Origin of the sequence: Pseudomonas graminis, from assembly GCF_013201545.1 — a bacterium.
Taxonomy (GTDB): Bacteria; Pseudomonadota; Gammaproteobacteria; order Pseudomonadales; family Pseudomonadaceae; genus Aquipseudomonas.
Map to the genome: position 1 here is coordinate 4,531,229 of NZ_CP053746.1, position 24,761 is coordinate 4,555,989.

A 24,761-nucleotide genomic window follows, 5' to 3' on the forward strand; every position below is an offset into this window, starting at 1 on the left:
AGGGCGCCCGGCACCTGAATGAGGGCCCGAGCCTGGCGAGTGTGCGGGGGATTATTCGCGCCGCTGGGCAGCAGATCAAATGAAATGAACCGTCCGGTTAGTTTTGCGCCTGCTCGGACTTTGCGTTTTAACCGCCTGTATCGGCGCCATGTGCCGGGCTGAGACTTGGAGAGATGTTGGTTGCCTGTCCTGTACGATCGGTGTGCATTCAGTAGTCGATCGAATCGAGAATTCAGGCCTTTCGTCTGGCGCAAGTGTCGATCATCGACTGTGCTGCAACTCGATGGAATTTTCGGGAACTGCTTCTCTCTGACCTACATATCAAGAAAAGTCAGCAGGCTACCCATGACCTCTTTACAGCTACTTTCCGAGCGTTCTGCCACGGCGCACCTATCCACCGGTGCCCATTACTCGCTGTACTCCCGTTTGCTGCGCGGACAGGCGGCAGCAGAGCGGGATAACGTCCGTGATTTTCTCCAGGAGCAGCTGGAAATCGCGAAAACGCTGCCGTCGAACCTGCCTGCTGACTTGAACGACCTGTCCACCTGGGTAGCCAGCAACAGTCATGCGGTGGCCGAGCGTTACCGCGTCTACCTGGAGGAACGCCGCGCCGGCGGGCCTCGACAATTCTTCACCAACAAAGCTCACGCGCTGTATTTCCTGCAAAGCGTCGCGCCAAGCAAGCTGGTGGACGGCGCCTGGCTGTATGGCACGGTCAAGCATGCGGAGGATTGGCGCTACCATGGCTTGATTCGCACCTACCTCGAAGAGCTGGGTGACGGCGAGCCTGCGTTGAACCATGTGGTCCTGTACCGCAACCTGCTGACTGAACACGACTGTGCCCCCATCGCGCCCCTCGACGATGCCCTGTATCTGCAAGGCGCCATCCAGTTGGGCCTCGGTCATTTGAGCGACGAGTTCCTGCCGGAAGTGCTCGGCTACAACCTGGGCTACGAGCAACTGCCGCTGCATTTGCTGATCACCGCTTTCGAGCTGAGTGAATTGGGTATCGATCCCTATTACTTCACCCTGCACGTGACCATCGACAACGCCAGCTCGGGCCACGCCCAGAAGGCCGTGCAGGCGGTGCTGGATCTGTTGCCGAATGACGACAGCAAGGATGAATTCCTCAAGCGTCTGCGCGCCGGCTATTTGCTCAACGATCTGGGGATTGGCTCGACCGACATCGTCCGCGCCTTCGATCTGGAAGAAGAAGTGGTCTCGATGCTGGAGACCAAGAGCACCTTCGGCCAGCACATGCATTCCGATTACTGCCGCCTCGAAGGCCGCACGATCAATGACTGGCTTGCCACCCCAGGCCAGAGTCGTCAGTTATTGAGCGCGCTGGAAGACCGTGGCTGGATCAAGCGCAACCAGGACCCGCAGGACAGCCGTTTCTGGCAGTTGATCGATGGACCCGGTGCAGTGATGTTCGGTGTGTTCAGCGGTTATGAAATGCAGCTGCTGAAGGATTGGATCGCTGGCGACTGGCAGGCGTCGGAGCAGAGCAACCCGTTCCGCACGCGCTTCCGTCGTCGCCATGTGGGGAGCAATGACGCCCCACAGCCGCGTAACGCCTCTTCTCTGCCATTCGAGAAACTGGTCGAGCTGATCGCGCCCGACGCTCACCCGACGCCGGAAGGTCTGGCGGCGACCCGTATCTACGCCCGCCAGCTGGCGCAAGGAAGCCTGACACGATGAGCACCCAGACTGCGCTTGAGAGCACGTTCGATACGCTGGAAACGACAGACGAAAACCACGACCTCGCCCTGCTGCAGTTGGGGCAACGCCTCCAGTCAGAGGGTTATCGGTTCATGACCGTTACACCGCTGACCCATCAGCGGGTCAACGGGCGCGAGCAGAACCGCAAGGCGCGTAGCCTGCGGGATGTGTTCGGCTGGAGCCGCCCTTTCGAAACGGGCTTACTGGACGAATCCGAACTCGAAACGTTGCTGGCCGCCGGGGTGTTACGGGCCCACGCCGGGATGTGGGCCAGCGAAGTACGCTGGTCGAGCCTGGACGACTTACTGTTCGTGCACTCCGCCTTTCCTACCGTGGCTCACGATTCGGTGTTCTTCGGCCCTGACACCTACCGCTTCGCCCAAGCCATTGAAGAGCACTTGCGTACCTCGACGCATCCCATTCGTACCGCCGTTGATATCGGCTGCGGCAGTGGCGTCGGCGCGATCCTCATCGGGCGTGCCCGGCGGGATGCTCAGGTGCTCGCGGTCGACATTAATCCGACGGCCCTGCGATTCACCGCGGTCAACGCATCACTGGCCAAGGCGAATAATGTGGTCGCGTATCACAGCGATATCCTGTCGGGCACCACAGGCGAATTCGACCTGATCGTCGCCAATCCGCCGTACATGAAGGACAGTCAGGAGCGCGCCTATCGCCACGGAGGCGATCAGTTGGGTTCGCAACTGTCCGTGCGTATTCTCGCCCAAGCCATCGAACGACTGGCGCCGGGCGGCAGCGTGTTGCTGTACACCGGTGCGCCTTCGGTCGATGGGGTCGACCTCTTCCTTGAGCAGGCGCGCAAGCTCATCGACCGGGCTGACCTCGCCTGGTCTTATCGCGAGATGGACCCTGATGTGTTTGGTGAAGAGCTGGAAACCGAGACCTATCAAGAGGCCGACCGCATTGCGGCGGTGGTGCTGACGGTCACGCGAATCCAGTGATGTATCCGACCACGCCGGACGGTCGCTATTTTGTCGTCAAGGGCCAGCTGTGGCGCTGTAGCAATCCGGCACTTGCCGAGGAAGAGCGCCAATCGTGGGTCAACGACCTGATAAAGGCTCGGCAGGCTGTCAAAGCCGCGAAACGCGCCGAGGACGCTGCCGCACTCAAGGCGGCACGCGCCTCGGTCAACGCAGCGAAGATTGCATTGGGTGAGCGCGGGCCGGTCTGGTGGTCGGATGGCACACCCGACTTCAACCGTTACAAGGCGGTCAATACGCCCTACCGGAACTGGTTTGAGGGACTGGAAGAGCAAGACGCCTGACCGGACGCCGCAACTTGCCCATCCGCGGTGTTTTTTAAAAATTCTCTGAACGATTGGCCGTTGCTTCCAGTCGGAAACAATACGGGCACTTACCCCGCGTCACTTTTAAAAGAAGAGGAACTTCACGATGACAAATCTATTCAAGACTTCTGCATTCGCATTGTTGATGGCTGTTGGCAGCCAAGGCGCTTTCGCGGCGCAGGACAATGATGACTTTGTTGAAGATGCATCCGCCAAAGGTGTGGCAGAAGTCGAAGCCGGTAAGCTTGCGATAGAAAAAGGCACTTCCGCCGACGTTAAAACCTTCGCAGAAATGATGGTCAAAGATCACACCGCAGCGAACGCCAAACTGAAGGGCATTGCTGACACCAAAAAGCTGGAAGTCTCCGACAACGCCATGCTGATGGACAAAGCCAAGGCGATGATCCTCGAACTGCGCAGCGCCAAGTCGTTTGACCAGGCTTATGCTAACAACCAGGTTGTTGCTCACGAACAAACCATCGCGCTGTTCAAGAAAGAAGCGGCTGAAGGCAAAGACGCTGATCTGAAAGCATTTGCGACTGCGACCCTGCCAAAGCTGGAAGAGCATCTGACCCATGCTAAAGCCCTGGCCAAGGCGCACGGTGGTGACGCTGCCAAATAATTCGGATCACGCCTGTCACAGGCGGCTCGAATGTTTAGTTGAGAAAGGCAGGGTCCAGAGACTCTGCCTTTTTCATATCTGTCATAGGGGCATTGCACTACACGCCCGACCTACTACGCGCCACTCCAATGTGAGGCCCGACATGAGCAATGCCACCCGCAATCAAATGGCTGTTGTCCTCAACCAATTAAACGAACTTCGAGGCAGCGTGAACGTATTGTTCAGGTTGGAGCTATCTGAAGTCACGGAATTAACCGGGCACCAGACCGTGGACGATAAACAGAGCATCAACCAGTGTTTCGCGACCCTGGAAGCCTCCATTCTGGACATGGAACAAACCCTGGCAATGTTGGCGGAAGCGACTGAGCAGCGTGGAGTTGTCTGAGCGTTATGACCGGAACTCTGCGAGTGCCCCGCACTCTGGGTTTAATAGACACATGCCGCAGTGTGAGGGATTTCCATGAGTGCCGAACTGGACGAATACAACCGCAAGCGCGATTTCAACGCGACATCTGAGCCGTCAGGCAACACGAAGAAAAAACGCGCCTCGTCCAGGAAGGCTGCGCACGCCCTGCAGTTCTGTATTCAAAAGCATGACGCATCACGCCTGCATTACGACTTCCGCCTCGAAATCGATGGCACGCTGAAAAGCTGGGCAGTGCCCAAAGGTCCGTCGCTGGACCCCAAGGCCAAACGCCTGGCGGTGCACGTCGAGGATCACCCCGTTGAATACGCCACCTTCGAGGGCAACATTCCCGAGGGGCATTACGGTGCGGGCGACGTCATCGTCTGGGACCGCGGTGTGTGGACACCCCTCTCCGACCCTGCCGACGCCTATGCCAAGGGCAAGCTCAAATTTGAATTGCTGGGTGAGAAGCTTGGCGGCGTGTGGAACTTGGTCAAGACCCACATTCCCGGCAAGCAGGAACAGTGGTTTCTGATCAAGCATCAGGACGAATTCGCCCGCCCGGAAGCTGACTACGATGTGGTCAAGGCGCTGCCCGACAGCGTGCTCAGCGAGCGCACCCTGATTCCCAGAAAGCGCGGCGCAAAGCCAGCGTCTGCCAAGTCGGCGAAGTCCACGGCTGAGAAGCCAAAGCCCGTGGAGAAAGTCCCCGCCCCTCGGAAAAAATCCGCCAAGGCGCAGCTGGTGGGCGCCGAGCCCGCCGAGCTGCCGGATCTCATCAAGCCCGAACTGGCCACTTTGGTGGAATCTGCCCCTGGAGGCGACTGGCGCTACGAGATCAAATTCGACGGCTACCGGGTCATGGCTCGGGTCGCCGACGGCAAGGTGCAGCTGTTCACCCGCAATGGCCATGACTGGACCCACAAACTGCCGCGCCAGGCCGAGGCCATCGCCGGTCTGGCTCTTGAGTCGGCCTGGCTCGACGGCGAGATGGTCGTCGCCAACGATGACGGCGTGCCTGACTTCCAGGCCCTTCAGAATGCCTTCGAAGCCGGCCGCAGCGGCAACATCATTTATTACCTGTTCGACATGCCCTTTCTGAATGGCATGGACCTGCGTGAGGTGCCGGTGGAACAGCGCCGCGCCGCGCTGTCCAAGGTGCTCGAACGAACGGACGACGAGGTGCTCAGGTACTCCGAAGACTTCGCCGAAGTACCGGAAGTCCTGCTCAACAGCGCCTGCCAGATGAAGATGGAAGGCCTGATCGGCAAGCGCGCCGGCAGCCCTTATGTGTCGCGCCGCAGCGGTGACTGGATCAAGCTCAAGTGCAAACGTCGCCAGGAATTCGTTGTCGTGGGCTATACCGATCCGAAGGGCGCACGCAGCAAATTCGGCGCGTTGCTGTTGGGTTTGCACGACGCCGACAGTGGCGAGCTGCGGTACGCCGGCAAAGTCGGCACCGGTTTCAATGAAGCGACATTGGGCACGATTTACGACCAGCTGACACCGCTCCACGCGAAGAAGGCCGCGGCGGTCAATCCGCCCACCGGTTTCGAGGCCAAAGGCGTGCACTGGCTTAAACCTGCATTGCTGGCGGAAGTCGCCTTCGCCGAGATCACCAAAGAAGGATCGGTGCGCCACGCGGTGTTCCATGGCCTGCGCACCGACAAACCTGCGGAGTCCATCACCGAAGAGCTTCCGGCGTCGGCGCCTTCTGACGATCAATCGTCGGAGTCCGCGCGGGCGTCAGACGTGCCAGAAGAGCAGCTGGAAGACACGCCAACACCTGCGCCCCCACGCAAGCGCGCGAAGACATCCAAACCTGTCAAAGCGCAAGAGAGTCCGCGTGAATCCGACGCCGCCGATACCAGAACCGGCAAGATCCGCCTGACCCACCCCGAGCGGGTGATCGATCCCACCAGCGGCGCGACCAAGCGTGATCTGGCCGATTACTACGTCCGCATATCCGACTGGCTCCTGCCGCAACTGGCCCAACGCCCCGTCGCGCTAGTGCGGGCGCCGGAGGGCATCGGCGGCGAACTGTTCTTCCAGAAAAACGCCGACCGCCTCGCCATCCCCGGCATCGAGACCATGGGCAAGGAATACACCGGCCATCCGGTCATGCTGATCAACAACGTTGAGGCGCTGATCGGCGCCGTGCAAATGAGCACGATGGAGCTGCACACCTGGAACGCGGTCGCCAAGAATCTTGAGCGGCCGGACCGTTTCATTCTCGACCTAGACCCTGATCCGGCGCTGCCCTGGAAAACCATGGTGGAAGCCACGCAGCTGACGCTCGCCGTGCTGGATGAACTGGGGCTCAAATCGTTCCTGAAAACCAGCGGCGGCAAGGGCATTCATGTGGTCGTACCGCTGACGCCGAAGGCCGACTGGGACGCCGTGAAGGACTTCAGCCACGCCATCGTCAAGCACATCGCCAGGCTGCTGCCGGAGCGGTTTTCGGCGGTGTCAGGGCCGAAGAACCGCATTGGCAAGATCTTCATCGATTACCTGCGCAACGGCCTCGGCGCTACGACCATTTGCGCGTACTCGGTGCGCACACGGGAGGGTCTGCCGGTGTCAGTGCCGATCTACCGCGAGGAATTGCTGGAAATCAAAGGTGCAAACGCCTGGGACATCCACACCGTCCACGAACGCCTCGCCGAACTCGACAGCGACCCCTGGGCGGACCTGGGCAAAACCCGACAGACCATCACGGCAGACATGCGCAAGCGCGTCGGCCTTAAATGATTCATCAACTGGAGAATGCTATGGATAACTACCACATCACAAAATCCGAGAATGGCTGGGCGCTGACCCGGGAAGGCGCCGCCCGCGCGTCGAAAACCGCCGACACCAAGGCTGAAATCATCAGTGCGGCAAGTGAATTTCTCGACGGCAAGACAGCCTCGCTGAAGATTCACAAGGAGGACGGCACCATTCAGGAAGAGCGCACCTACCCACGCAGCGCCGACCCTACCAAAACCAAGGGCTGAGATCGCGTCCAGCTCGCCTCTTCCCGGCCAGAGCCGGTCCTCCGGATACGCCGTTCGGCAGGACCGGCTTTGGCCGGGAAGGCCCGTGGCAGGGCTGACGGGGCATTTACCTACCGCTAATCCCCCCGCTTCTGCTATGACCTGAACTAAACCCCTCGTGGCCTGCTCCGCTATTTAGATGTTCATTCTTAATCGCGGAGAAAAACCACAATGAGAGCACTTACCTACCACGGCGCCCATGATGTGAAAGTCGACACGGTTCCGGACCCGGTCATCGAGCAACCTGACGACATCATCCTGCGCGTGACCGCCACGGCGATATGCGGTTCTGACCTGCACCTGTACCGCGGCAAGATCCCCACCGTTGAACACGGCGATATTTTCGGCCACGAATTCATGGGCATCGTCGAAGACACCGGTTCGTCCGTGAGCGCCGTGCAGCGCGGTGACCGGGTCGTGATTCCCTTTGTCATTGCCTGCGGCGAATGCTTCTTCTGCAACATGGACCTGTACGCCGCCTGCGAGACCACCAACACCGGTCGCGGCGCGATCATGAACAAGAAGGCCATTCCGCCAGGGGCTGCGCTGTTTGGCTTCAGCCACCTCTACGGCGGCATCCCGGGCGGCCAGGCCGAATACGTGCGCGTGCCCAAAGCCAACACCGGCCCGTTCAAGGTCCCCGGCACGCTGTCGGACGAGAAAGTGCTGTTCCTCTCCGACATCCTGCCCACCGGTTATCAGGCAGTCCTCAATACCGGCATCGGCCAGGGTTCGAGCATCGCCATCTACGGCGCCGGGCCTGTAGGTTTAATGGCAGCGGCCGTGGCCCGGATGCTAGGCGCCGATCAGATTTTCATGGTCGACCACCACGCCTACCGCCTGGCATACGCGCAGGCGACCTATGGCGTGATTCCGATCAATTTCGATGAAGACGACGATCCGGCGGACACCATCATCCGTCAGACCAAGGGCATGCGCGGCGTTGACGGCGTAGTCGATGCGGTAGGTTTCGAAGCCAAGGGCAGCACCACGGAAACCATCCTGACCAACCTGAAGATGGAGGGCAGCAGCGGCAAGGCGTTGCGCCAGTGCATCGCGGCAGTTCGCCGTGGCGGCGTGGTCAGTGTGCCGGGCGTGTACGCCGGCTTCATTCACGGCTTCCTGTTCGGCGATGCCTTCGACAAGGGCCTGACCTTCAAAATGGGCCAGACCCATGTCCAGCGTTTTCTGCCGGAACTGCTCGAACACATCGAAGCCGGCCGTCTCGCGCCGGAAGCAATCATCAGCCATCGCCTGTCCCTGGAGCAGGCCGCCGAGGGTTACAAGATTTTTGACAAGAAACAGGAAGACTGCCGCAAGGTCATCCTGACCCCCGGCAGCCCTGAAATCCCTCTGACTGAAACCGCCACTGGCACCCAGACGGTGACCGGCATCCCTGCCGTGTAACCGCTCGCGCAAAAGAGGTACACGCAATGGAAACGCTCTTCTCGATCGCCCTGGCGGTCATCATCCTTCTGGTCGACGTGTGGGCCATCGCCAGTGTCTGGCGCAGCACCAAATCGTCCGGCACCAAGATCGGCTGGGCGGTGCTGATCCTTATCTTCCCGGTCATCGGCGTCGCTATCTGGGGCATCGCGGGGCCGCGGGGGATCGCCGAAGCGCCAACGTCCAACGAGCACAGCAAGGGCTGAGGCTGGCCTTTGATCCGGCGCGCGGTCGCAATGATCGCGCGCCTTTGCTTTCTGCGCCCTTCCCCTCACTTGAATCGACCTGCGCACTGACGTGCTCGATTATCCCCGCACGTTTCCCTCATTCGGATCAACCGTGCAACCGTTCGTCTCCGCCCCCGAACTCCCGCTTCGCCAAGCCCCTCCACCCTTACACAGCGCGCAGATTCCATGCAGCGTGGAATGGCCAGGCGCGCCCGTCCCCGAGTGTGCCTTTGCCGCGAATGATGTCCCGATTGATTTAAGGATGATGATCAAATGCCTACATTCAGCGAAGACACCGCAGGCGCTCAACCGCGCCCCGCGTCTCCAGGCGAGGCGCTGCACACTCTGCAAGACAACGCGAAGGATCTGCTCGGCACGGCCCGCGAACATGGCACCGAGCAGTTTGGCAGTTACCGCGACAGCGCTGCCGAGCAGATCGAAAACCTGGCGAAAACGGCGAGCGCTGCGGCGGAAGAGCTGCAGGACAAGGACACCCTGGGCATCTCCCATTACATCAGCGACATCGCCGAGAGCCTGAGCGCGTTCGCGACGAGCATGCGCGGCAAAAGCGCCGAGGAGATGCTGCAGCAGGCGGGTCGTCTGGCACGGGAAAACCCTGCGCTGTTGTGACCGGCAGTGTTGCGGTGGGCTTCGGGCTGTCCCGATTCTTCCGCGCCAGCAGCCCGGACCTGACGGCGTCGACCTCGTCCACGTCGTCCTCCGCCCCCGACTCGCCGCAATACCCTTCAGGGGAAAGCGATGGCGGCTTCAAGGCAGGCGAAGACGAAGGTCTGAATGCTCGTCACCCGTACGAAGGTGCTGCCTCCCGCGGCACACCGATCCAGACGCCGGATCCACTGGCCCCACACAACCCCACCGCCCAGGGTTCAGCCGCCACAGATGTTGACGGCGGGATTCAGCAATCCGGCGCGGAACTGGGCAGTTTTAATGCTGACCCTGGCACGGCAACCCGCCCTGCTTCCACATCAACGCCCGCGCCAGACAAGCCCGCGCCACGAGGAGAATTCTAATGTCGATCAATTCTGAACTCCCGCCGCGCGGCACCGCCAGCCACAACGGCGACACCGACACCTCGGCCCTTGGCCTCATCCGCCAGCTGGCCCACGAAGTCCCGGCGCTGATCAGCGAAGAACTTGCGCTGGCCAAGGCCGAAATCCGCACCTCGGTCGCCACTGCCAAAGCGGCAGCCGCGGCCCTCGCCGGCGGCATGGTCATCATGATGGCCGGGTTGGTGATCCTGCTGCTGGCCGCCGTCTATGCGCTGGCGATGGTTGTCGCGCCCTGGCTGGCCGCGCTGATCGTGGGCGTGGCGGCAATGCTCGTCGGCTACTTGATGGTGCAATCCGGCAAGAAACACCTTGAAGCCACCCAACTGGCCCCTGAGCGCACGATGAACTCGCTCAGCAAGGACAAAGACGCTATTCAGAGGAAAGTCTCATGAGCATCGACAGCAGCTTTGCCAGCGAAGATGAACTGAACCGCGACATCCCCGACCCGCTCCTGGCGAAAAGCCCGGACGCGATCGAGCGCAACATCGATGCGCGCAGGGCCAACATTGAAAACCTGGTCGACGCCTTGGAGAGCAAGCTGTCCCCCGGGCAACTGATCGATCAGGCGCTGGCATTCACCCGGGAAAACGGCGGCGAGTTTTTCGGCAACCTCGGCACCTCGATCAAGAACAACCCGATGCCGATGCTGCTGACCACGGTGGGCATCTCCTGGCTGATGCTTGGGCAGAATCAAAAGCCCGGCCATACGTCAGGCAGCAGCGGTGGCGCGTCAATGTTCGGGCAACTGGGCGAGAAGCTCAGCGGTGCTGCGCAGAGCGTGAGCGAGACGTTCAGCGGCGCGACGGATCACGCACGGGAATCGGCGCACCAGGCCAGCGACAAGGTCGGGCAGTTTGGTGAGTCCGCCAGCCACACCCTGGACGATCTCAAGCATCAGGCCAGCGAAAAGACGGCGGCGATGAAAAACACGCTGTCATCGTCAGCCGGCAATGCCCAGGAAGCGCTTCTACGTCAGGGTCGTCATTTGCAAGGCACCTTCGAGTACATGCTGCGCGAGCAACCGTTGGCGCTCGCCGCGATGGGCATCGCGCTGGGGGCGGCCCTCGGCGCTGCGTTGCCGAGCACCGAAAAGGAAGACAAGGCGTTTGGCAAGGCCAGTGACAACCTCGCGCAGAAAGCCAAGGCGACGGTTAGCGAGACATGGGAAACGGTGTCGGACGCCGGCAAGAACATGGCCGACGACCTAAAGAACACTGCCAAAGGCGTTTGACGGCGAATGCAACGAGAGACAAAAAAAAGGGGCTGCGTTGGCAGCCCCTTTTCATGCGCGCTACTCGCCGAGCAGGTATGCGCAGCGGTTGGAGCCGTTACAAGATCGGCTTGCCGCCGGTCACGCCATAACGTGTCCCCGAGATATAACTGCCTTCGTCGGAGCCTAGCAGTACATAGATCGGCGAGACTTCAACCGGCTGACCCGGCCGCCCAAGTGGCGTTTCTTCGCCGAAGCTTTTCACGTCTTCGTCGGTCATGGTCGACACGATCAGCGGCGTCCAGATCGGGCCGGGCGCGACGCTGTTCACGCGAATACCGCGCTCACCCAGCAACTGGGCAAGGCCGGCGGTGAAGTTGGCGATGGCGCCTTTGGTGGCTGCATAGGGCAGCAGCGTCGGTTTCGGCGAATCGGAATTGACCGAGCTGGTGTTGATGATCGAACTGCCCGCGGCCATGTGGGGCACGGCGGCCTTGCAGATGCGAAACATCGCGGTAATGTTGATATCGAAGGTCTTCACCCACTCCTCGTCAGGGATTTCCTCGAGGGTTTTGTGGGACATCTGGAACGCCGCGTTATTGACCAGCACGTCGATGCGGCCAAATTTCTTCACGGTTTCGTCGACGATAGACAGGCACTGGGTTTTCTCGGCCAGATCGCCCGGCAGCAGCAGGCATTGACGACCCGCCTCCTCCACCCAGCGCGCGGTCTCTTTGGCGTCTTCGTGCTCGTCGAGGTACGAGATCGCCACGTCGGCGCCTTCTCGGGCATAGGCAATCGCCACGGCGCGGCCGATGCCACTGTCGCCGCCAGTGATCAGCGCGATCTTGTTGCTCATGCGGCCTGAGCCCTTGTAGGTGGTCTCGCCGCAATCCGGGTAAGGGTCCATTCTGCTCTGATCGCCAGGCACGGTTTGCTGTTGAGGTTTGAAAGGCGGTTTCGGGTAATCAGTCATGGGGCTCTCCTCGAAATAGTCCAACGCAAACGGTCAGCGTTAAGGGTGGACTGAACGACCGGGGGATGAGTTCGGAGTTTTTTGCAGCGATCGCACTGGGCGGTTTCGCACGATGTGCCAATGAGGGAGCTCGATTCTTTCCGCATCGGCAATACTGTATTGCGAAATGATAGCTAGCTAACGGTATACCCCACTGCTACTTTCAAACACGTTGAATCCGCCGATTTGACAACCCCCCCGGAGCCGCCTTCACGTCAGAGATAACGTGAGGGCGGCTCGCTTTTGTGCGCTGGCCCCCTTGGTCCATCCGCTAGCGTTCTGATCGGGTCCCGTGTCGAACCGGGCGGCTGAAACCCTGTCAAGCCTCCCTTTTCCCTTCCGAGTCGGACATCATGACCGCCGGCCGTTTCCCGGCCCGTCATCCACCTACTCGTTGAAGAGACCTCCCCCATGGCCAATCACGACATCGCCTTCACGCCCGACCCAGACGCCGACTCGATCTCCTCGGACGTCGCCGGTTTCGGCGGTCTGCTGGTTTCAACACAGATCCCCACCCGCGCCGACGGCAGTCTGGAACTGGGCGGGATCGTCGAGCAGAGCGAATGCACCCTGCAGGCGCTGAAAGTGGCGCTGGAAAGGGCCGGCAGTTCCATGGACCGCGTCCTGCACCTGACCATCTACCTTACCGACATGGCCGATCGCGCCGCATTCAACGAAGTCTACACACGCTTTTTCGCCAGACCCTGGCCTGTGCGCGCTGCGGTTGGCGTTGCCGCGCTGGCCGTCGAAGGCATGCGCGTGGAAGTCACGGCGATGGCCGCCAAAGCCTGATCACGCGGTGATTCTGGCGCCCCGCTCCACCCGCAGGCGCCATCGGGCAGCAGACGGGTGCCGCTCAAGCGTTTCGCCGCTACAATGCGCGCCTTGACCGTGACCGTGCCGACTAAAAACATATGTCTCTGCCCAAACATCACCTGGAATTGCTCAGCCCCGCCCGCGACGTGGCCATTGCCCGCGAGGCCATACTGCATGGCGCTGACGCGATCTACATCGGCGGCCCGAGCTTCGGCGCGCGCCACAACGCGGCCAACGACGTCAGCGAAATCGCCCAACTGGTCGAGTTCGCCCGCCGCTACCACGCCCGCGTCTTCACCACCATCAACACCATCCTTCACGACAACGAGCTGGAACCGGCACGCCAGCTGATCCATCAGCTGTACGACGCAGGCGTCGACGCACTGATCGTGCAGGACCTCGGCGTGATGGAGCTGGACATTCCGCCCATCGAGCTGCACGCCAGTACCCAGACCGACATCCGCACCCTGGAGCGCGCACGCTTTCTCGATCAGGCCGGCTTCTCGCAACTGGTGTTGGCCCGTGAACTGAATCTGCAGGAAATCCGCGCCATCGCTGACGAAACCGATGCTGCCATCGAGTTCTTCATTCACGGTGCGTTGTGTGTGGCCTTCTCCGGTCAGTGCAACATTTCCCACGCGCACACCGGGCGCAGTGCCAACCGTGGCGACTGTTCCCAGGCCTGCCGTCTGCCCTACACGCTGAAAGACGATCAGGGCCGCGTCGTTGCCTACGAAAAACACCTGCTGTCGATGAAAGACAACAACCAGAGCGCCAACCTGCGCGCACTGGTAGACGCCGGCGTGCGCTCGTTCAAGATCGAAGGCCGCTACAAGGACATGGGCTACGTGAAGAACATTACGGCCTATTACCGCCAGCGTCTGGACGACATTCTGGAAGACCGCCCGGACCTGGCCCGCGCCTCCAGCGGCCGCACCGCGCACTTCTTCCTGCCCGACCCGGACAAGACCTTCCACCGGGGCAGCACCGACTACTTCGTCACCGACCGCAAGATCGACATCGGTGCCTTCGATTCGCCGACCTTTACCGGCCTGTTGGTCGGCGTGGTCGAGAAAGTCGGCAAGCGTGATTTTCAGGTGGTGACCCACGAGCCGCTGTCCAACGGCGACGGCCTCAATGTGCTGGTCAAGCGCGAAGTGGTGGGTTTCCGCGCCAACATCGCCGAGCCCAAGGGCGAGTTCGAGGAAGACGGCGAGAAGCGCTACCGCTACCGCGTCGAACCCAACGAGATGCCCAAAGGCCTGCAACTGCGGCCCAACCATTCCCTCAGCCGCAATCTCGATCACAACTGGCAGCAGGCCTTGCAGAAGACTTCGGCCGAACGCCGCATCGGTTTGTCATGGGTCGCGCGCCTGCGAGAAGAGCGTCTGGAGCTGGTCGCCACCAGCGAAGAAGGCATCAGCGCCCGCGTCGAGCTGAACGGTCCGTTTGGCGTTGCCAATAAACCGGAGCAGGCGCTGGAGCAACTTCACGACCTGCTCGGCCAGCTCGGCACCACTGAGTACCACGCGACCGCCATCGAGCTGGACGCGCCGCAGGCTTTCTTCATTCCGAACTCGCAGCTCAAGGCCTTGCGCCGTGAGGTTATCGAGAAACTGACCGCCGCTCGCATCCAGGCGCATCCGCGCGGAGCCCGCAAGCCGGAGACCTCGCCGCCGCCGGTTTACCCCGAGGCGCACCTGTCGTTCCTGGCCAACGTCTACAACGAGAAGGCGCGGCATTTCTATCATCGTCATGGCGTGCAGCTGATCGACGCCGCGTACGAGGCCCACGAAGAAAAGGGCGAAGTGCCGGTGATGATCACCAAACACTGCCTGCGCTTCTCCTTCAACCTGTGCCCCAAGCAGGCCAAGGGCGTGACAGGCGTGCGCACCAAGGTGGCGCCGATGCAGCTGGTGCATGGCGATGAAGTGCTGACGCTGAAGTTCGATTGCAAGCCGTGCGAGATGCACGTGATCGGCAAGATCAAAGGCCACATCCTCGGACTGCCGCACCCAGGCAGCGGCGTCCAGGTGGTGGGCCATATCAGCCCGGCGGACCTGCTGAAGACCATTCCCCGCACGCCGCACTGATTCTGGATCGACCTGCTTGTCGCGCTGCGCCCCTTCGGGCTGCGGCGCGATGGATCAGCGCCGCGCGACTTCGTGCTTGATGCAGCCTTCGTAATACACCTGTTTGACGCTTTCCGGCCGCAGCCGCGACGGGCTGTCGTAGGTTTGCTCGGTGATACCCAGCGCGCTCATGCGCATCCATTGCTGCGCAAAGTGCTGGGCCTGCATTTTCTTGCGAGCGCCGTACAGCGTCAGGCCGGACAGTTTGTACCGCTGAGCGGTGGCTGCCATTCCGGCGCCCCAGGTGCAGACATCGCGTTCGTTCTTGCTGGGGCTCCGGGCCAGCGCTTGGGAAGTCACCGTGGCGAGGAGGCAGAAGGTTAATGCGATCCTGATAAACGACATGCGATTCCCTGCCTAACTGACTGATAAGGCGCGGATTCTGAACGTATAGGTCAGAACGAGGGGCCAGCATTTTGCCTGCTTTCCCGATCAGCCGACCAATGACATCTGCGCCGCCGTGGTCTGAGGCCCTCGCGTCACATTTGAGTAACGAAAGCCTGCGCCGCCTGCTACCGTGTAGGGGCTACGTCTGAACCTTATCGACCGATCCCCGGTCGATAGATGCACCTCTGGTTCTGTCGACCGCTGCCGTACCCGACCGAACCCGCTTATTTTCAGAAGGACCGTTCATGATTCCTATCCAACGCATCGCCTGGCTCAAGGCTTGGGGCGCCCATGGTTTTACCGCCACGGGGGTGGTGCTCGCCTTTCTTGCGACCATTGCCCTGTTCGATAACCAACCCAAGGCGTGCCTGCTGTGGCTGGGGTTTGCCCTGATCGTCGACGGCGTGGATGGCTCACTGGCGCGCAAGCTCAACGTGCAGTCGGTGCTGCCGCATTTTGACGGCTCCGTGCTAGACCTGGTGATCGATTACCTCACCTACGTATTCATCCCCGCCCTGTTCATTTACCGCTACATCCCGCTGCCGGAATATACCCTGCTGCTGACCACCTCGATCATCCTGGTGTCGTCGCTGTTCTGTTTCTGCAACGTAGAGATGAAGAGCAAGGACAACTACTTTCAGGGCTTCCCCGCCGCCTGGAACGTCGTCGCCTTGTGTGTCTACATCCTTTCCCCGGCGCCGTGGCTGACGTTTATCACCGTGATCTGTCTGGCGCTGCTGACCGTCACACGCATGAAGTTCCTGCACCCCTTCCGGGTTCGCCGGTTCATGGCCCTTAATATCGCGGTCACCGCCGTGTGGTTCTTCTGCAGCTTCCTGTTGGTCATGAACCACCCGTACAACGCGTCGGTAACCTTGTTCGTCTGGCTGGCGATGTCGGCGTACTTCCTGGGGATCTGCATCTGGCGGACTTCGATGGAGTGGATCGACAAAGCTCGCGTCTGATTTCGCCCAAGCCATCTTCCCCCAAGCCATAAAAAAGCAGCCATCGTCGTATGGCTGTTTTTTTTGCGCGGTATTTAGACCAAGTGTTTTTAATTCACCGCGCTGCGAGGTTCACGACGTGTAGCTCAGCGGCAGCTGGGTCGTGGACTTGATCTGCTCCATGGCGAAGCTGGAACTCATGTCGGTGATGCCCGACAGCTGAATGAGCTTTTTGTAGACGGCGTCGTAGCCTGCAATGTCCGGCACCACGATTCGCAGCATGTAATCGGTGTCACCCGCCATGCGGTAGCACTCGACCACCTCGGGCAACGTGGCGATCAGGTCGTGAAACCGCCCCAGCCACTGGGCGTTGTGCTGGTTGGTGCGGATCGCGGCGAAGACTGTCACCGCGACGTTCAACTGCGCCGGGTCAAGCAATGCAACCCGGCCACGAATCACGCCCTGCTCTTCGAGCTTCTGCACTCGACGCCAGCACGCGGTGCTGCCAAGCCCGACACTGTCGGCGACGTCTGCAATCGGGCGTGTGCAGTCGTTTTGCAGGATGCTCAGGATGGCCTGGTCGAATTTGTCCATGGAATGCGCGGTGGCCTCAGTGTTGTCATATGCCGGGAAGTGATAAAGATAGGTCAAAATGAGCAGCGCCGGGAATGATATTCCCCTTAGCACGCCATTAACGAAAATAGATTCTACAAATACGGTAAATCTCCGTGGATGAATCAATTTTTTTTCACCCTGACGCTAGTAGTATTTTCTGCACGACGGACAGCGCAGAAATTCCCATGAAAACACTTCCTTGCTATTTCGATTACGCCGCCACCACACCGGTGGATGACCGCGTCATCCAGGCCATGGTCACGTGCCTGGGCCGCGAAGGCACCTTCGGCAATCCGGCCTCCTCTTCTCACTCTTACGGCAATCAAGCCCGCCAGGCCGTTGAGCTGGCCCGCCGTCAGGTTGCAGAACTGGTGGGCTGCAGTGCCGACGCGCTGGTCTGGACCTCAGGCGCGACCGAATCCAACAACCTGGCGATCAAGGGTATCGCGCTCAACCCGCGCAACGGCGCCCGCCGCCACCTCATCACCAGCACCATTGAACACAAAGCCGTCATCGACACCGTGCGCCAACTCGAGCAAGCCGGTTGCCCGGTGACCTGGCTCGAACCCGACAATCGCGGCCTGATTCACCCCGACGCCGTGCGCCAGGCACTGCGCGACGACACCCTGCTGGTCTCGCTGATGCTGGTCAACAACGAGCTGGGCACTGTGACCGACATCGCCACCATCGGCCAATGGGTCCGTGAACACGGCGCCCTGTTCCACGTCGACGCCGCCCAGGGCGCTGGCAAACTGGCAATCGACCTGAGCACGCTGCCAGTGGACCTGATGTCCTTTTCCGCGCACAAAACCTACGGCCCGAAAGGCATCGGCGCACTCTACGTCGGCGAACGCTCACAGCCGCTGCTCGAGGCGCAGATGCACGGTGGCGGTCACGAACAGGGTTACCGCTCCGGCACCCTCGCCACTCACCAGATCGTCGGCATGGGCGCGGCATACGCACTGGCCAGCGCTGAAATGGACGAGGAAGTGAGGCGTATCAGCGCCTTGTCGGCGCAACTGCGTGAAGGGTTGCTCGGCTTGAGCGGCGTGAGCCTTAACGGCGATGCACAACAGCGCATTCCCCACACCCTGAACGTCTGCATCGACAGCCCGGGGTTTAACGTTGCCAGCCTTGCCAGTGAACTGGCGGTGTCCTCGACCTCTGCTTGCAACTCGGCAAGCAGCAGCGTTTCCCACGTGTTGCTGGCGCTGGGGTTGAGTCAGGCTCAGGCGGGCAGCAGCTTGCGGCTGAGTTTGGGCCGGTATACCGAAGTGGGTGATGTGGAAAAGGCAATTGCGGTGATTGCCGGTAAGGTGAATGCGCCCTCGGCGACGTTTTGGTAAGAGAGCTGGCTGGAGCGAAAGTGGAGCGAAAGGGGACCGATTTATTTACAACGCTTCACCGTAAATTAAGCAATCCCCGATGGCTGCGTTCCAAGCCAACTCAAGGGCAGCGCCCCGCCCCTTTTCGTCTGCGCAATTGACAGGGTCGATCACGTCTCTGTCTAACCCAATGCATCATGTAACGATACTTCATGATCGAGATCGCCATCCTCTAGACATTTATATGGGGCGTCTCCTACCGCTGCCTTCAGCAGGCCATGCAACGCTGGAGTTCTAAGATTGACCTGAAGCCAAAGCGAATGGCGATCCTCCTGAATCACACGCACCTCGTAATGAGCTCCGTTTTTCAAGCTCCAATCTTTTAGATAGACAGATCCCTCGTAGTGTTCAACGTAAAAAGCGCTGGACTTAAGAAAATCCATGACGTGCTGACAGATACTTTCGTCTGCCAATACCAGCCTATACTCATCACTCATAACGTTTTCAACCTCTCCGGACTAACTGTAGGCCAGTAAATAACGTTGAAGAAATGCTTTCCCTTATTTACCTTGCTTGTTTGCGGCAAACTTACTGAGTTCTAAGCCATTCAGCCATTTTTTCGGTGATGCGTTCCAACAAACCCACCCTAGCTATGATAACGAGCTCGCAGCCCATATCTTTATCGAGATACAAAACTAATGGATCAACATCCTCATCGAGAACTATTTTGAGGATTCTACCGGTGATTTCATTTCGTGCGGAGAATACAGGATTTCCGTCTCTGAACGGTGTGCCATCTGAGAAAGCCGTATTATAAAAAGGCGCCTTAAGCTCTTTTATCTCTGTTCCCTCCTCATTGCACGCTAAAAGGAAACGATCGTACAGGTATTGCTCCAGCTGAATATAGCTCTGCTCTTCTCTTAAGTAGTCGTCAAACACTCAATTACTCCGCTAGCCCCATGCCAGTAATTATTTCAACTCCAACTCCATCAGGTTTTTCGCAGGAATGAATATGCTCCACAATCGTCGCGATTGTTTTTTATCAAAAAAATAATGCTTTGCTTTTCTTGGCCAGACGATAACAGCCCCAATAATTAAATCGCCAAGCGATTGGGCAAACTTTGCAGTTTATAATGTAAGTCTTTTTAGTCATGAAATACATGCCCTGCTCCGCCTGATTTTTTTGCCTGCGCACCAGTCTTTCCATTTGGTCCGACAGGACTGATCTATGTACAGCGCCTCGCTGTAAATAAATCTGTCCCCGCTGAACGTGCTCCGCCTTGCTTACTCGCGGAACCTGGGCGTGTTGCTGCTCGCTCTTCATTGCGTCCCTACGAGATAAAGGGGTCCGTCCCCTTTATCCCTGTCGTCTACGACCAGCTATCCCCGCACACTAAAATTTTTCAGGGAGTCAAAGGGGTGCGTTCCCTTCAACTCACCAAACCGGTTTCATTCCATGACTGCCATTTCACATGCAAAAATTATTATTGAGATTTAATCCATTTACACATTTCTTTTTTTATTTCATCCAGCAAAGCCACTTTCCCTACCAAGACGAGTTCACAATTCATTTCTTTGTCATGATACGACACCAGCGTGTCGATATCCTCATCAAGCACTATTCTTAGGATTTGACCGTTACTCTCATTTCTCGCAGAGAATATTGGGTTGCCGTCCTGGCACGGCGTCCCATCCGAAAATTTTGTATTGCAGTACGGTACTTTAAATTTGCCGATGTCCAGTCCGTGTACCTTCCCCTCCGAACTAAATAACTCATATAAATGTCTTTCCAGCTCAACGTAGGACTGCGCGTTATCTAAGTAGCTGTTGAACATATATTTTACTCCACGAAAGCCTTACCGGTGATAACCTCAATGTCCACCCGTTCATGTTTGGTGTCTTTCACCATAAACGAATGGTTGATATACGAATCTGCTCCGCCACATCTGCACGCATTATCAATGTACTTAATGGCCTTTTTGAAAGCGTCCTCCCTGGCAGCAAGATCTTTCTTGTTAAGTTTCTCCTTCAGCTCAGACAGCATTTGCTTGGCCTCACTCGCGGTGAGGGGTTTATCTTGGTTCCAGGCAACCGACTCCTCAAGCTTTGCGCCTTGAGCCTGGATCCGACCACGATGGGCAGCCAACCCCAACGGATCCGTCCAGACCAAGGGATTCGGGGCGTATTGGTAAACATTAATGCCACCCTCATAACCTATCGGATCCTTGCTGATGAACCGCCCGACCCTTGGATCATAGTACCGATGCCGGTTGTAGTGCAGGCCGGTCTCGTGGTCGTGGTACTGCCCCTGGAACCGGATCGGTTGGCTCAGGTTGACCTGTTGTGCGAATTCAGAGCGCTGTTCGGTTGCTTCGCCCCACGCTTTGTATTGAGCGCTCCAGGCGGTGTTGCCGTTCTGGTCGGTGATTTCCTGGGGCGTGCCGAGGTGGTCGCATTGGTACCAGGCGAGGGCGTCGATTGGCAGTGCGACAGGTTTGTAGTTCCAGAGCGGATCTTCTTTGAAGTTGTAGCGACCTTCGTAAGTCGGTTGGCTTACGAGGCGAATGGTCTCGTGTCGGATGGCCTGGGCAACCGGGACGTAAGTACCGGGCTCGTGGATGTAATGGACCGTGCGGCCGAGTGCGCTGGCGTAGGGCGGAGGGCTGCTTTCCCAAGCCAGGTTGTCGCCATCCCAGCCGTACAGGGTGAAGCCGCAACCGAGTTCGCGCTCTTTGCGGGCGTGTTCGTTTTCGTTCCAGCCGGTGCCGGCTTCGGGGCGTGGGCGGTAGTGGGCTTTGGAGAGTTTGTAGAGGCGACGTCCGAGGGGGTCGTAGCCGAAGTCGACGGTGAGGCGCGGATCTCGGAAATGCGCGAGGCGATCGAAGAGGTCCCAGTGCAGTTCGCTGCGCAGGCCGTCGGTCCAGCGCGTTGTCTGGTTGCCGCGTTCGTCGTATTCGTAGTGGTTGCCGGCGTAGTCGCGCAGCAGGTTGTCGATCAGTTTGTGGCGGACAGGCTCCGGATCTAACGGACGGCGGACGGGGTCGGCGCTGTCATCGAGCAGATTACTAGCCCGGTCGAAGGCGAAGGTTTCTGTGCCGTGGCGGCTCGTTGCGGCGAGCAGGCGGCTGACCGGGTCGTATTTATAAGCAAGGACTCCACGGCGGCTGTCGTTGATGTCGGTGAGTTGGCCGGCGGCGTCGTAGGTGTAGGCGCGTTTTATAAGCGTGGATTTGTCGTCTGCTCGGCCCAGTAGTTGGTGTTGCAGACGTCCTGCCGGGTCCCATTGCTGGGTTTGCAGAAGGTTATTGCCTTGATGCCGCTTGATCTCGCGATGCAGATCATCGCGTTCGTAACTAAGCAGTTCGTGCTCGTCGAGCTTCAGGCCCAGTAGATGACCGCTGCCATAGGTGAGCCAACTGACACGATGTCCATCAGGGCGGACAGTCGCGACGCGGTTATTAAGGGCGTCGTATTCGTGCTGCCAGACGGCAACCAGCGGCTTATCCAGATTCGAATAATGCTGATGCTCGCGTAGCAAGTTGCCCGCTGGGTCATGGAACCATTGCAACCGGCTGGCGGCGTTGGTGGCCATGACCAGATGGCCATTGCCGTCGTAGGCAAAGGTTTCGCTCTGGGACTTTTCGCCGAGGGTGGCACGGCGTTCGGTCAGGCGGCCCACTGGGTCGAAGGTCAGCGCAATCGTGCGCTGGCCGTTGATGGTTTCGGCGAGGCGGCCGGTTTGCGGGTCGTACTGATAGCGAGTCGAGCGATTGTCGAAGCCGCGCTCTTCCAGCAGCCTGCCGACCGGGTCGTAGTGAAAGTGCGCACGGCGTTCGTTTTCGTTTTCCAGCGCAACGAGACGACCGAGTTTGTCCCAGCGGTAACGCAAGGTTTGCTCGGCGGCGTCGACGCGTTCGGCGATAAAACCGGCGGCGGTGTAACGCCATGTGGTGCAGCGTTCAAGGCCATCGGAGTGGGCGAGAAGTCTGCCTTCGGCATCCCGGCTAAAGCGCTCTTCGGTTTTGTCCGGATGTTTGATCAGGACAAGCTGGCCTGACTTGTATTCGTACGTGGTGCTGTGCCCGGCCGGATCGGTAAAGCGAACCATTTGGCCGCGTTCGTCGTACTCCCAAACACTCAGCTTGCCCGAGCAGTCGGTGTATTTGAGGAGTTGTCCGGCGTCGTTGTAGGCCAACGCCTTTGTATTGCCGTTGGCGTCCTTGATTGCTGTAGGAAGGCCAAACGAGTTGTAGGTGTATTCGGTAACGTTCTCTAGCGGATCGATCGCCTCGACCAGATTTCCGCGATGGTCGTAGTCCCGCTTCCACAAGCCGCCCTCGCCATCGCTGATCTTGATCAGACGACTTTTATCGTCGTACGCATAATTGATGACGCTGTGGTCAGCGCGGGTGTGTTCGGTCAGGTTGCTCAGCTTGTCGTAGCGATAACGGTCGGTGCTGCCACCGGTGTGAACGTGGCGAATGATGTTCTTCGCCGCATCACGGAAGAACCATTCGGAGCGCCCATCGGCATGGCGAATGCGATAGGTGTAACCCAAGCTGTCGTAGTAGTGCCGGGTTTCGTGACCGAGAGCATCGGTGACGTAGGTCAGACGAATGTTTTCATCCCACGCCAGCCGAGTATCAAAACTGCCGTCATCCGCCCACTCGCGCACGGCCTTGGCGTCGGGCCCTGTTCCCTGCCACTGCAGGTTCAGGCCGCGATTGGTGCGGTCGGTGTAGCGAGTAATGAGATGGTTTTGATACTGGTAGCGCCACGCAGCGCCGTTCTCATCCTGAGCCAGAACAAGATCGCCAGAATCGTCGTACTGATACGCGCAAAGTTGGCGTTTGACGGCGCCGTCACGAACTTCCCACAGGCCGGTCAGACGCCCCTGATCATCAATCAAAGTGCCAAGGCGAAGATGGACTTTGTTGGCATCTTTTTCGGAGTAAGTCACCAGCTCGGAGAGCACCAATTGCCCATCATGTCGATGCTCGTAATGCAGCATCACCCCGGCTGCATTGGGCAAAACCTTGCTGATCAGTACAAAACGATCACCCCGCCGAACATAGGTTTCCCTGTGCTCAAGGCCACGCATCAGCAATAACCGATCTTTGCTGAGGCGAACGACCGTCAGGTTTTCAATGGCGTTGAAGTGAAAGAGTTTTACCTTGGGAAGAGGAAATTCATGACTACGCCCATCCGAGTCATGAAACACCAAACCATCGCCGACGAGATCAAAGCGCGTGGTAAACGGCGTAATCCATCGCGCGCCCACCACGTCATGATCGTAGGCATCCAGACTTGAGCAATAAGTCCGCGTCCACTCAATGGGAAAAGGCCCCGGCAAACTGAAATCGGTATGACTGACCGACTCAGAACCCATCGCAAAACTAATACTGTTGGCCGTAGAGGCGCAGACACAATTCTTGAGCTCGTTAGGTCGACCCTTGGCAGGCTTCTCATGCTGTACAACCTCAAGCTTCCCTTCACCGGCCCGTCGCTTGGCCTGATTAATCACCCCCGGCTTGATGTTGAAAGACTGCCCATGCCCGTTGCGCGCACGCCAAATGACGACCGCACCCTCCAAGGTAACCAGCAACGCAGCGATGGAATGCTGAGCCCCGGGATCCGCAAGCCCCTTAATTTGCGTGCGAACCTGAGGAGCCAGGTCACGCAATAACCTGGCCTGCCTGCCCACCTCCTTTTTAACCGCTTCAGGCACAAGGTGTTCGACGGCGCCATTCACCGCACCCTTGCCCGCAGCAACGCAAACATCCGCAGCCGCCGCAAAAATATTGCCAATCGCCGCCTGAGGATCGTAGGCCCAAAGATCGCCTGCGGCCTGAACCAGCTGCTGCGCCTCAAGCAAATCACCCTTGGCATTCAGCTCCGGGTTAACCAGCGTTTCAAGACCAGCAGCGATCTGAAGCAGCACGCCTTCGCCCAGCTTCCCGGCATCCTCAAGAATCCCGGGCAGCTTGCCCTGCGCCTGGGTCACGAAATCATCAAGGGTCCCGACGATGGTGGCATTGAGGTGCCCGATCAGAATCTCGATCAGCGCGTCACCCAGCACCATCTTGCCGGCCTGCCGCATCTCCTGACGCACCAAAAAAAGCATGGGCCGCAGGCTCATCCGTGCCGCCGCCATGCCCGGCGGGATGGGGACCATGCCGATCAGGTTTATGCCCAAACTGACCCAGTCCAACGGGTCGCGCTTGGCACTGGTCGCCAGCCGAGCGATGTCATTCAGCGCATCGACCAGCGCCATGATGTTGCCCACCACCGGCAGCCCGCCGGCCACGCTCTTGATCCGTTCAAGCGAAACGACCCCGCCGCTGATGCCCTGCAGCCAGGCATCGACATTCGCCGCGCCAAGACCAACGTCTTCAACCTGAATCTGATCAAGCGGTACAACCGCCACCTGAGGCTCGCGCGTCCCCATATTCGCGCTCATGAAAACTTCTCGCCGGCCAGCAA

The 24,761-nt window shown here is 59.2% G+C and carries 24 protein-coding genes; 17 read left to right on the forward strand and 7 right to left on the reverse strand.

Annotated elements, in window-relative coordinates; translation table 11 throughout:
* Nucleotides 1-345 precede the first annotated feature (345 nt).
* From FX982_RS20375 to FX982_RS20435, 13 genes are all read left to right on the forward strand, one after another.
* Complete coding sequence (locus tag FX982_RS20375; RefSeq protein ID WP_172612274.1) at nucleotides 346-1,701, forward strand: iron-containing redox enzyme family protein; 1,356 nt, start codon at nucleotides 346-348, stop codon at nucleotides 1,699-1,701.
* Complete coding sequence (locus tag FX982_RS20380) at nucleotides 1,698-2,684, forward strand: methyltransferase (protein WP_172612275.1); 987 nt, start codon at nucleotides 1,698-1,700, stop codon at nucleotides 2,682-2,684. The genes FX982_RS20375 and FX982_RS20380 overlap by 4 nt, the downstream gene beginning before the upstream one ends.
* Complete coding sequence (locus FX982_RS20385; RefSeq protein ID WP_172612276.1) at nucleotides 2,684-3,007, forward strand: hypothetical protein; 324 nt, start codon at nucleotides 2,684-2,686, stop codon at nucleotides 3,005-3,007. Before FX982_RS20380 ends, FX982_RS20385 begins: the two co-directional genes overlap by 1 nt.
* Before the next feature lie 127 nt (nucleotides 3,008-3,134).
* Nucleotides 3,135-3,650 carry a DUF4142 domain-containing protein gene (locus tag FX982_RS20390; RefSeq protein WP_172612277.1) on the forward strand — a complete coding sequence of 172 codons (516 nt, stop codon included), beginning with the start codon at nucleotides 3,135-3,137 and terminating at the stop codon, nucleotides 3,648-3,650.
* A gap of 142 nt (nucleotides 3,651-3,792) precedes the next feature.
* Entirely contained in the window at nucleotides 3,793-4,035 is a 243-nt protein-coding gene (locus FX982_RS20395) for a hypothetical protein (RefSeq protein WP_172612278.1), read from the forward strand.
* Between the two features lie 75 nt (nucleotides 4,036-4,110).
* Nucleotides 4,111-6,807: a DNA ligase D gene (ligD, locus tag FX982_RS20400; protein WP_172612279.1), complete on the forward strand. Its 2,697-nt coding sequence runs from the start codon at nucleotides 4,111-4,113 to the stop codon at nucleotides 6,805-6,807.
* 20 nt (nucleotides 6,808-6,827) lie between these two features.
* On the forward strand, nucleotides 6,828-7,052 hold the full coding sequence (locus FX982_RS20405) for a DUF2188 domain-containing protein (RefSeq protein ID WP_172612280.1): 225 nt from the start codon (nucleotides 6,828-6,830) through the stop codon (nucleotides 7,050-7,052).
* 210 nt (nucleotides 7,053-7,262) lie between these two features.
* Nucleotides 7,263-8,498, forward strand: coding sequence for a zinc-dependent alcohol dehydrogenase (locus FX982_RS20410; RefSeq protein WP_172612281.1), 1,236 nt, complete (start codon nucleotides 7,263-7,265; stop codon nucleotides 8,496-8,498).
* A 26-nt stretch (nucleotides 8,499-8,524) separates the two neighbouring features.
* The gene (locus FX982_RS20415) at nucleotides 8,525-8,743 is read left to right on the forward strand and encodes a PLD nuclease N-terminal domain-containing protein (protein WP_172612282.1); all 219 of its coding nucleotides are present in this window, start codon (nucleotides 8,525-8,527) and stop codon (nucleotides 8,741-8,743) included.
* A 294-nt stretch (nucleotides 8,744-9,037) separates the two neighbouring features.
* Nucleotides 9,038-9,394, forward strand: a complete 357-nt coding sequence (locus tag FX982_RS20420; protein WP_172612283.1) for a hypothetical protein — start codon at nucleotides 9,038-9,040, stop codon at nucleotides 9,392-9,394.
* Nucleotides 9,391-9,795, forward strand: a complete 405-nt coding sequence (locus FX982_RS20425; RefSeq protein WP_172612284.1) for a hypothetical protein — start codon at nucleotides 9,391-9,393, stop codon at nucleotides 9,793-9,795. The genes FX982_RS20420 and FX982_RS20425 overlap by 4 nt, the downstream gene beginning before the upstream one ends.
* Nucleotides 9,795-10,226 carry a phage holin family protein gene (locus FX982_RS20430; protein ID WP_172612285.1) on the forward strand — a complete coding sequence of 144 codons (432 nt, stop codon included), beginning with the start codon at nucleotides 9,795-9,797 and terminating at the stop codon, nucleotides 10,224-10,226. Before FX982_RS20425 ends, FX982_RS20430 begins: the two co-directional genes overlap by 1 nt.
* Complete coding sequence (locus FX982_RS20435; RefSeq protein WP_172612286.1) at nucleotides 10,223-11,065, forward strand: DUF3618 domain-containing protein; 843 nt, start codon at nucleotides 10,223-10,225, stop codon at nucleotides 11,063-11,065. Before FX982_RS20430 ends, FX982_RS20435 begins: the two co-directional genes overlap by 4 nt.
* A gap of 97 nt (nucleotides 11,066-11,162) precedes the next feature.
* Here the strand turns inward: FX982_RS20435 and FX982_RS20440 are convergent, their stop codons facing one another.
* Nucleotides 11,163-12,020: an SDR family oxidoreductase gene (locus tag FX982_RS20440; protein ID WP_172612287.1), complete on the reverse strand. Its 858-nt coding sequence runs from the start codon at nucleotides 12,018-12,020 to the stop codon at nucleotides 11,163-11,165.
* Between the two features lie 450 nt (nucleotides 12,021-12,470).
* Between FX982_RS20440 and FX982_RS20445 the strand changes: the two genes are divergently transcribed.
* Both FX982_RS20445 and FX982_RS20450 read left to right on the forward strand, forming a co-directional pair.
* On the forward strand, nucleotides 12,471-12,851 hold the full coding sequence (locus FX982_RS20445; RefSeq protein WP_172612288.1) for a RidA family protein: 381 nt from the start codon (nucleotides 12,471-12,473) through the stop codon (nucleotides 12,849-12,851).
* Between the two features lie 122 nt (nucleotides 12,852-12,973).
* The gene (locus FX982_RS20450) at nucleotides 12,974-14,968 is read left to right on the forward strand and encodes a peptidase U32 family protein (RefSeq protein WP_172612289.1); all 1,995 of its coding nucleotides are present in this window, start codon (nucleotides 12,974-12,976) and stop codon (nucleotides 14,966-14,968) included.
* A 54-nt stretch (nucleotides 14,969-15,022) separates the two neighbouring features.
* On the opposite strand, the gene FX982_RS20455 is transcribed toward FX982_RS20450, so the two are convergent.
* Entirely contained in the window at nucleotides 15,023-15,352 is a 330-nt protein-coding gene (locus tag FX982_RS20455; protein WP_122536230.1) for a hypothetical protein, read from the reverse strand.
* A 287-nt stretch (nucleotides 15,353-15,639) separates the two neighbouring features.
* On the opposite strand from FX982_RS20455, the gene pcsA reads away from it, so the two are divergent.
* Entirely contained in the window at nucleotides 15,640-16,359 is a 720-nt protein-coding gene (pcsA, locus tag FX982_RS20460) for a phosphatidylcholine synthase (protein ID WP_122536229.1), read from the forward strand.
* A gap of 111 nt (nucleotides 16,360-16,470) precedes the next feature.
* Here pcsA and FX982_RS20465 read toward each other — a convergent pair whose 3' ends face one another.
* Nucleotides 16,471-16,932: an Lrp/AsnC family transcriptional regulator gene (locus FX982_RS20465; RefSeq protein WP_122536251.1), complete on the reverse strand. Its 462-nt coding sequence runs from the start codon at nucleotides 16,930-16,932 to the stop codon at nucleotides 16,471-16,473.
* A gap of 206 nt (nucleotides 16,933-17,138) precedes the next feature.
* Here FX982_RS20465 and FX982_RS20470 point away from each other — a divergent pair, with 206 nt between their 5' ends.
* Nucleotides 17,139-18,299: a cysteine desulfurase family protein gene (locus FX982_RS20470; protein ID WP_172612290.1), complete on the forward strand. Its 1,161-nt coding sequence runs from the start codon at nucleotides 17,139-17,141 to the stop codon at nucleotides 18,297-18,299.
* Nucleotides 18,300-18,460: 161 nt separating this feature from the next.
* Here FX982_RS20470 and FX982_RS20475 read toward each other — a convergent pair whose 3' ends face one another.
* The 4 genes from FX982_RS20475 to FX982_RS20490 form a co-directional block, all read right to left on the reverse strand.
* Entirely contained in the window at nucleotides 18,461-18,775 is a 315-nt protein-coding gene (locus FX982_RS20475; protein ID WP_172612291.1) for a hypothetical protein, read from the reverse strand.
* Between the two features lie 91 nt (nucleotides 18,776-18,866).
* Complete coding sequence (locus FX982_RS20480) at nucleotides 18,867-19,217, reverse strand: hypothetical protein (protein ID WP_172612292.1); 351 nt, start codon at nucleotides 19,215-19,217, stop codon at nucleotides 18,867-18,869.
* 545 nt (nucleotides 19,218-19,762) lie between these two features.
* Entirely contained in the window at nucleotides 19,763-20,113 is a 351-nt protein-coding gene (locus FX982_RS20485) for a hypothetical protein (protein WP_172612293.1), read from the reverse strand.
* 5 nt (nucleotides 20,114-20,118) lie between these two features.
* The gene (locus tag FX982_RS20490; RefSeq protein ID WP_172612294.1) at nucleotides 20,119-24,738 is read right to left on the reverse strand and encodes an RHS repeat-associated core domain-containing protein; all 4,620 of its coding nucleotides are present in this window, start codon (nucleotides 24,736-24,738) and stop codon (nucleotides 20,119-20,121) included.
* Between the last annotated feature and the right edge of the window lie 23 nt (nucleotides 24,739-24,761).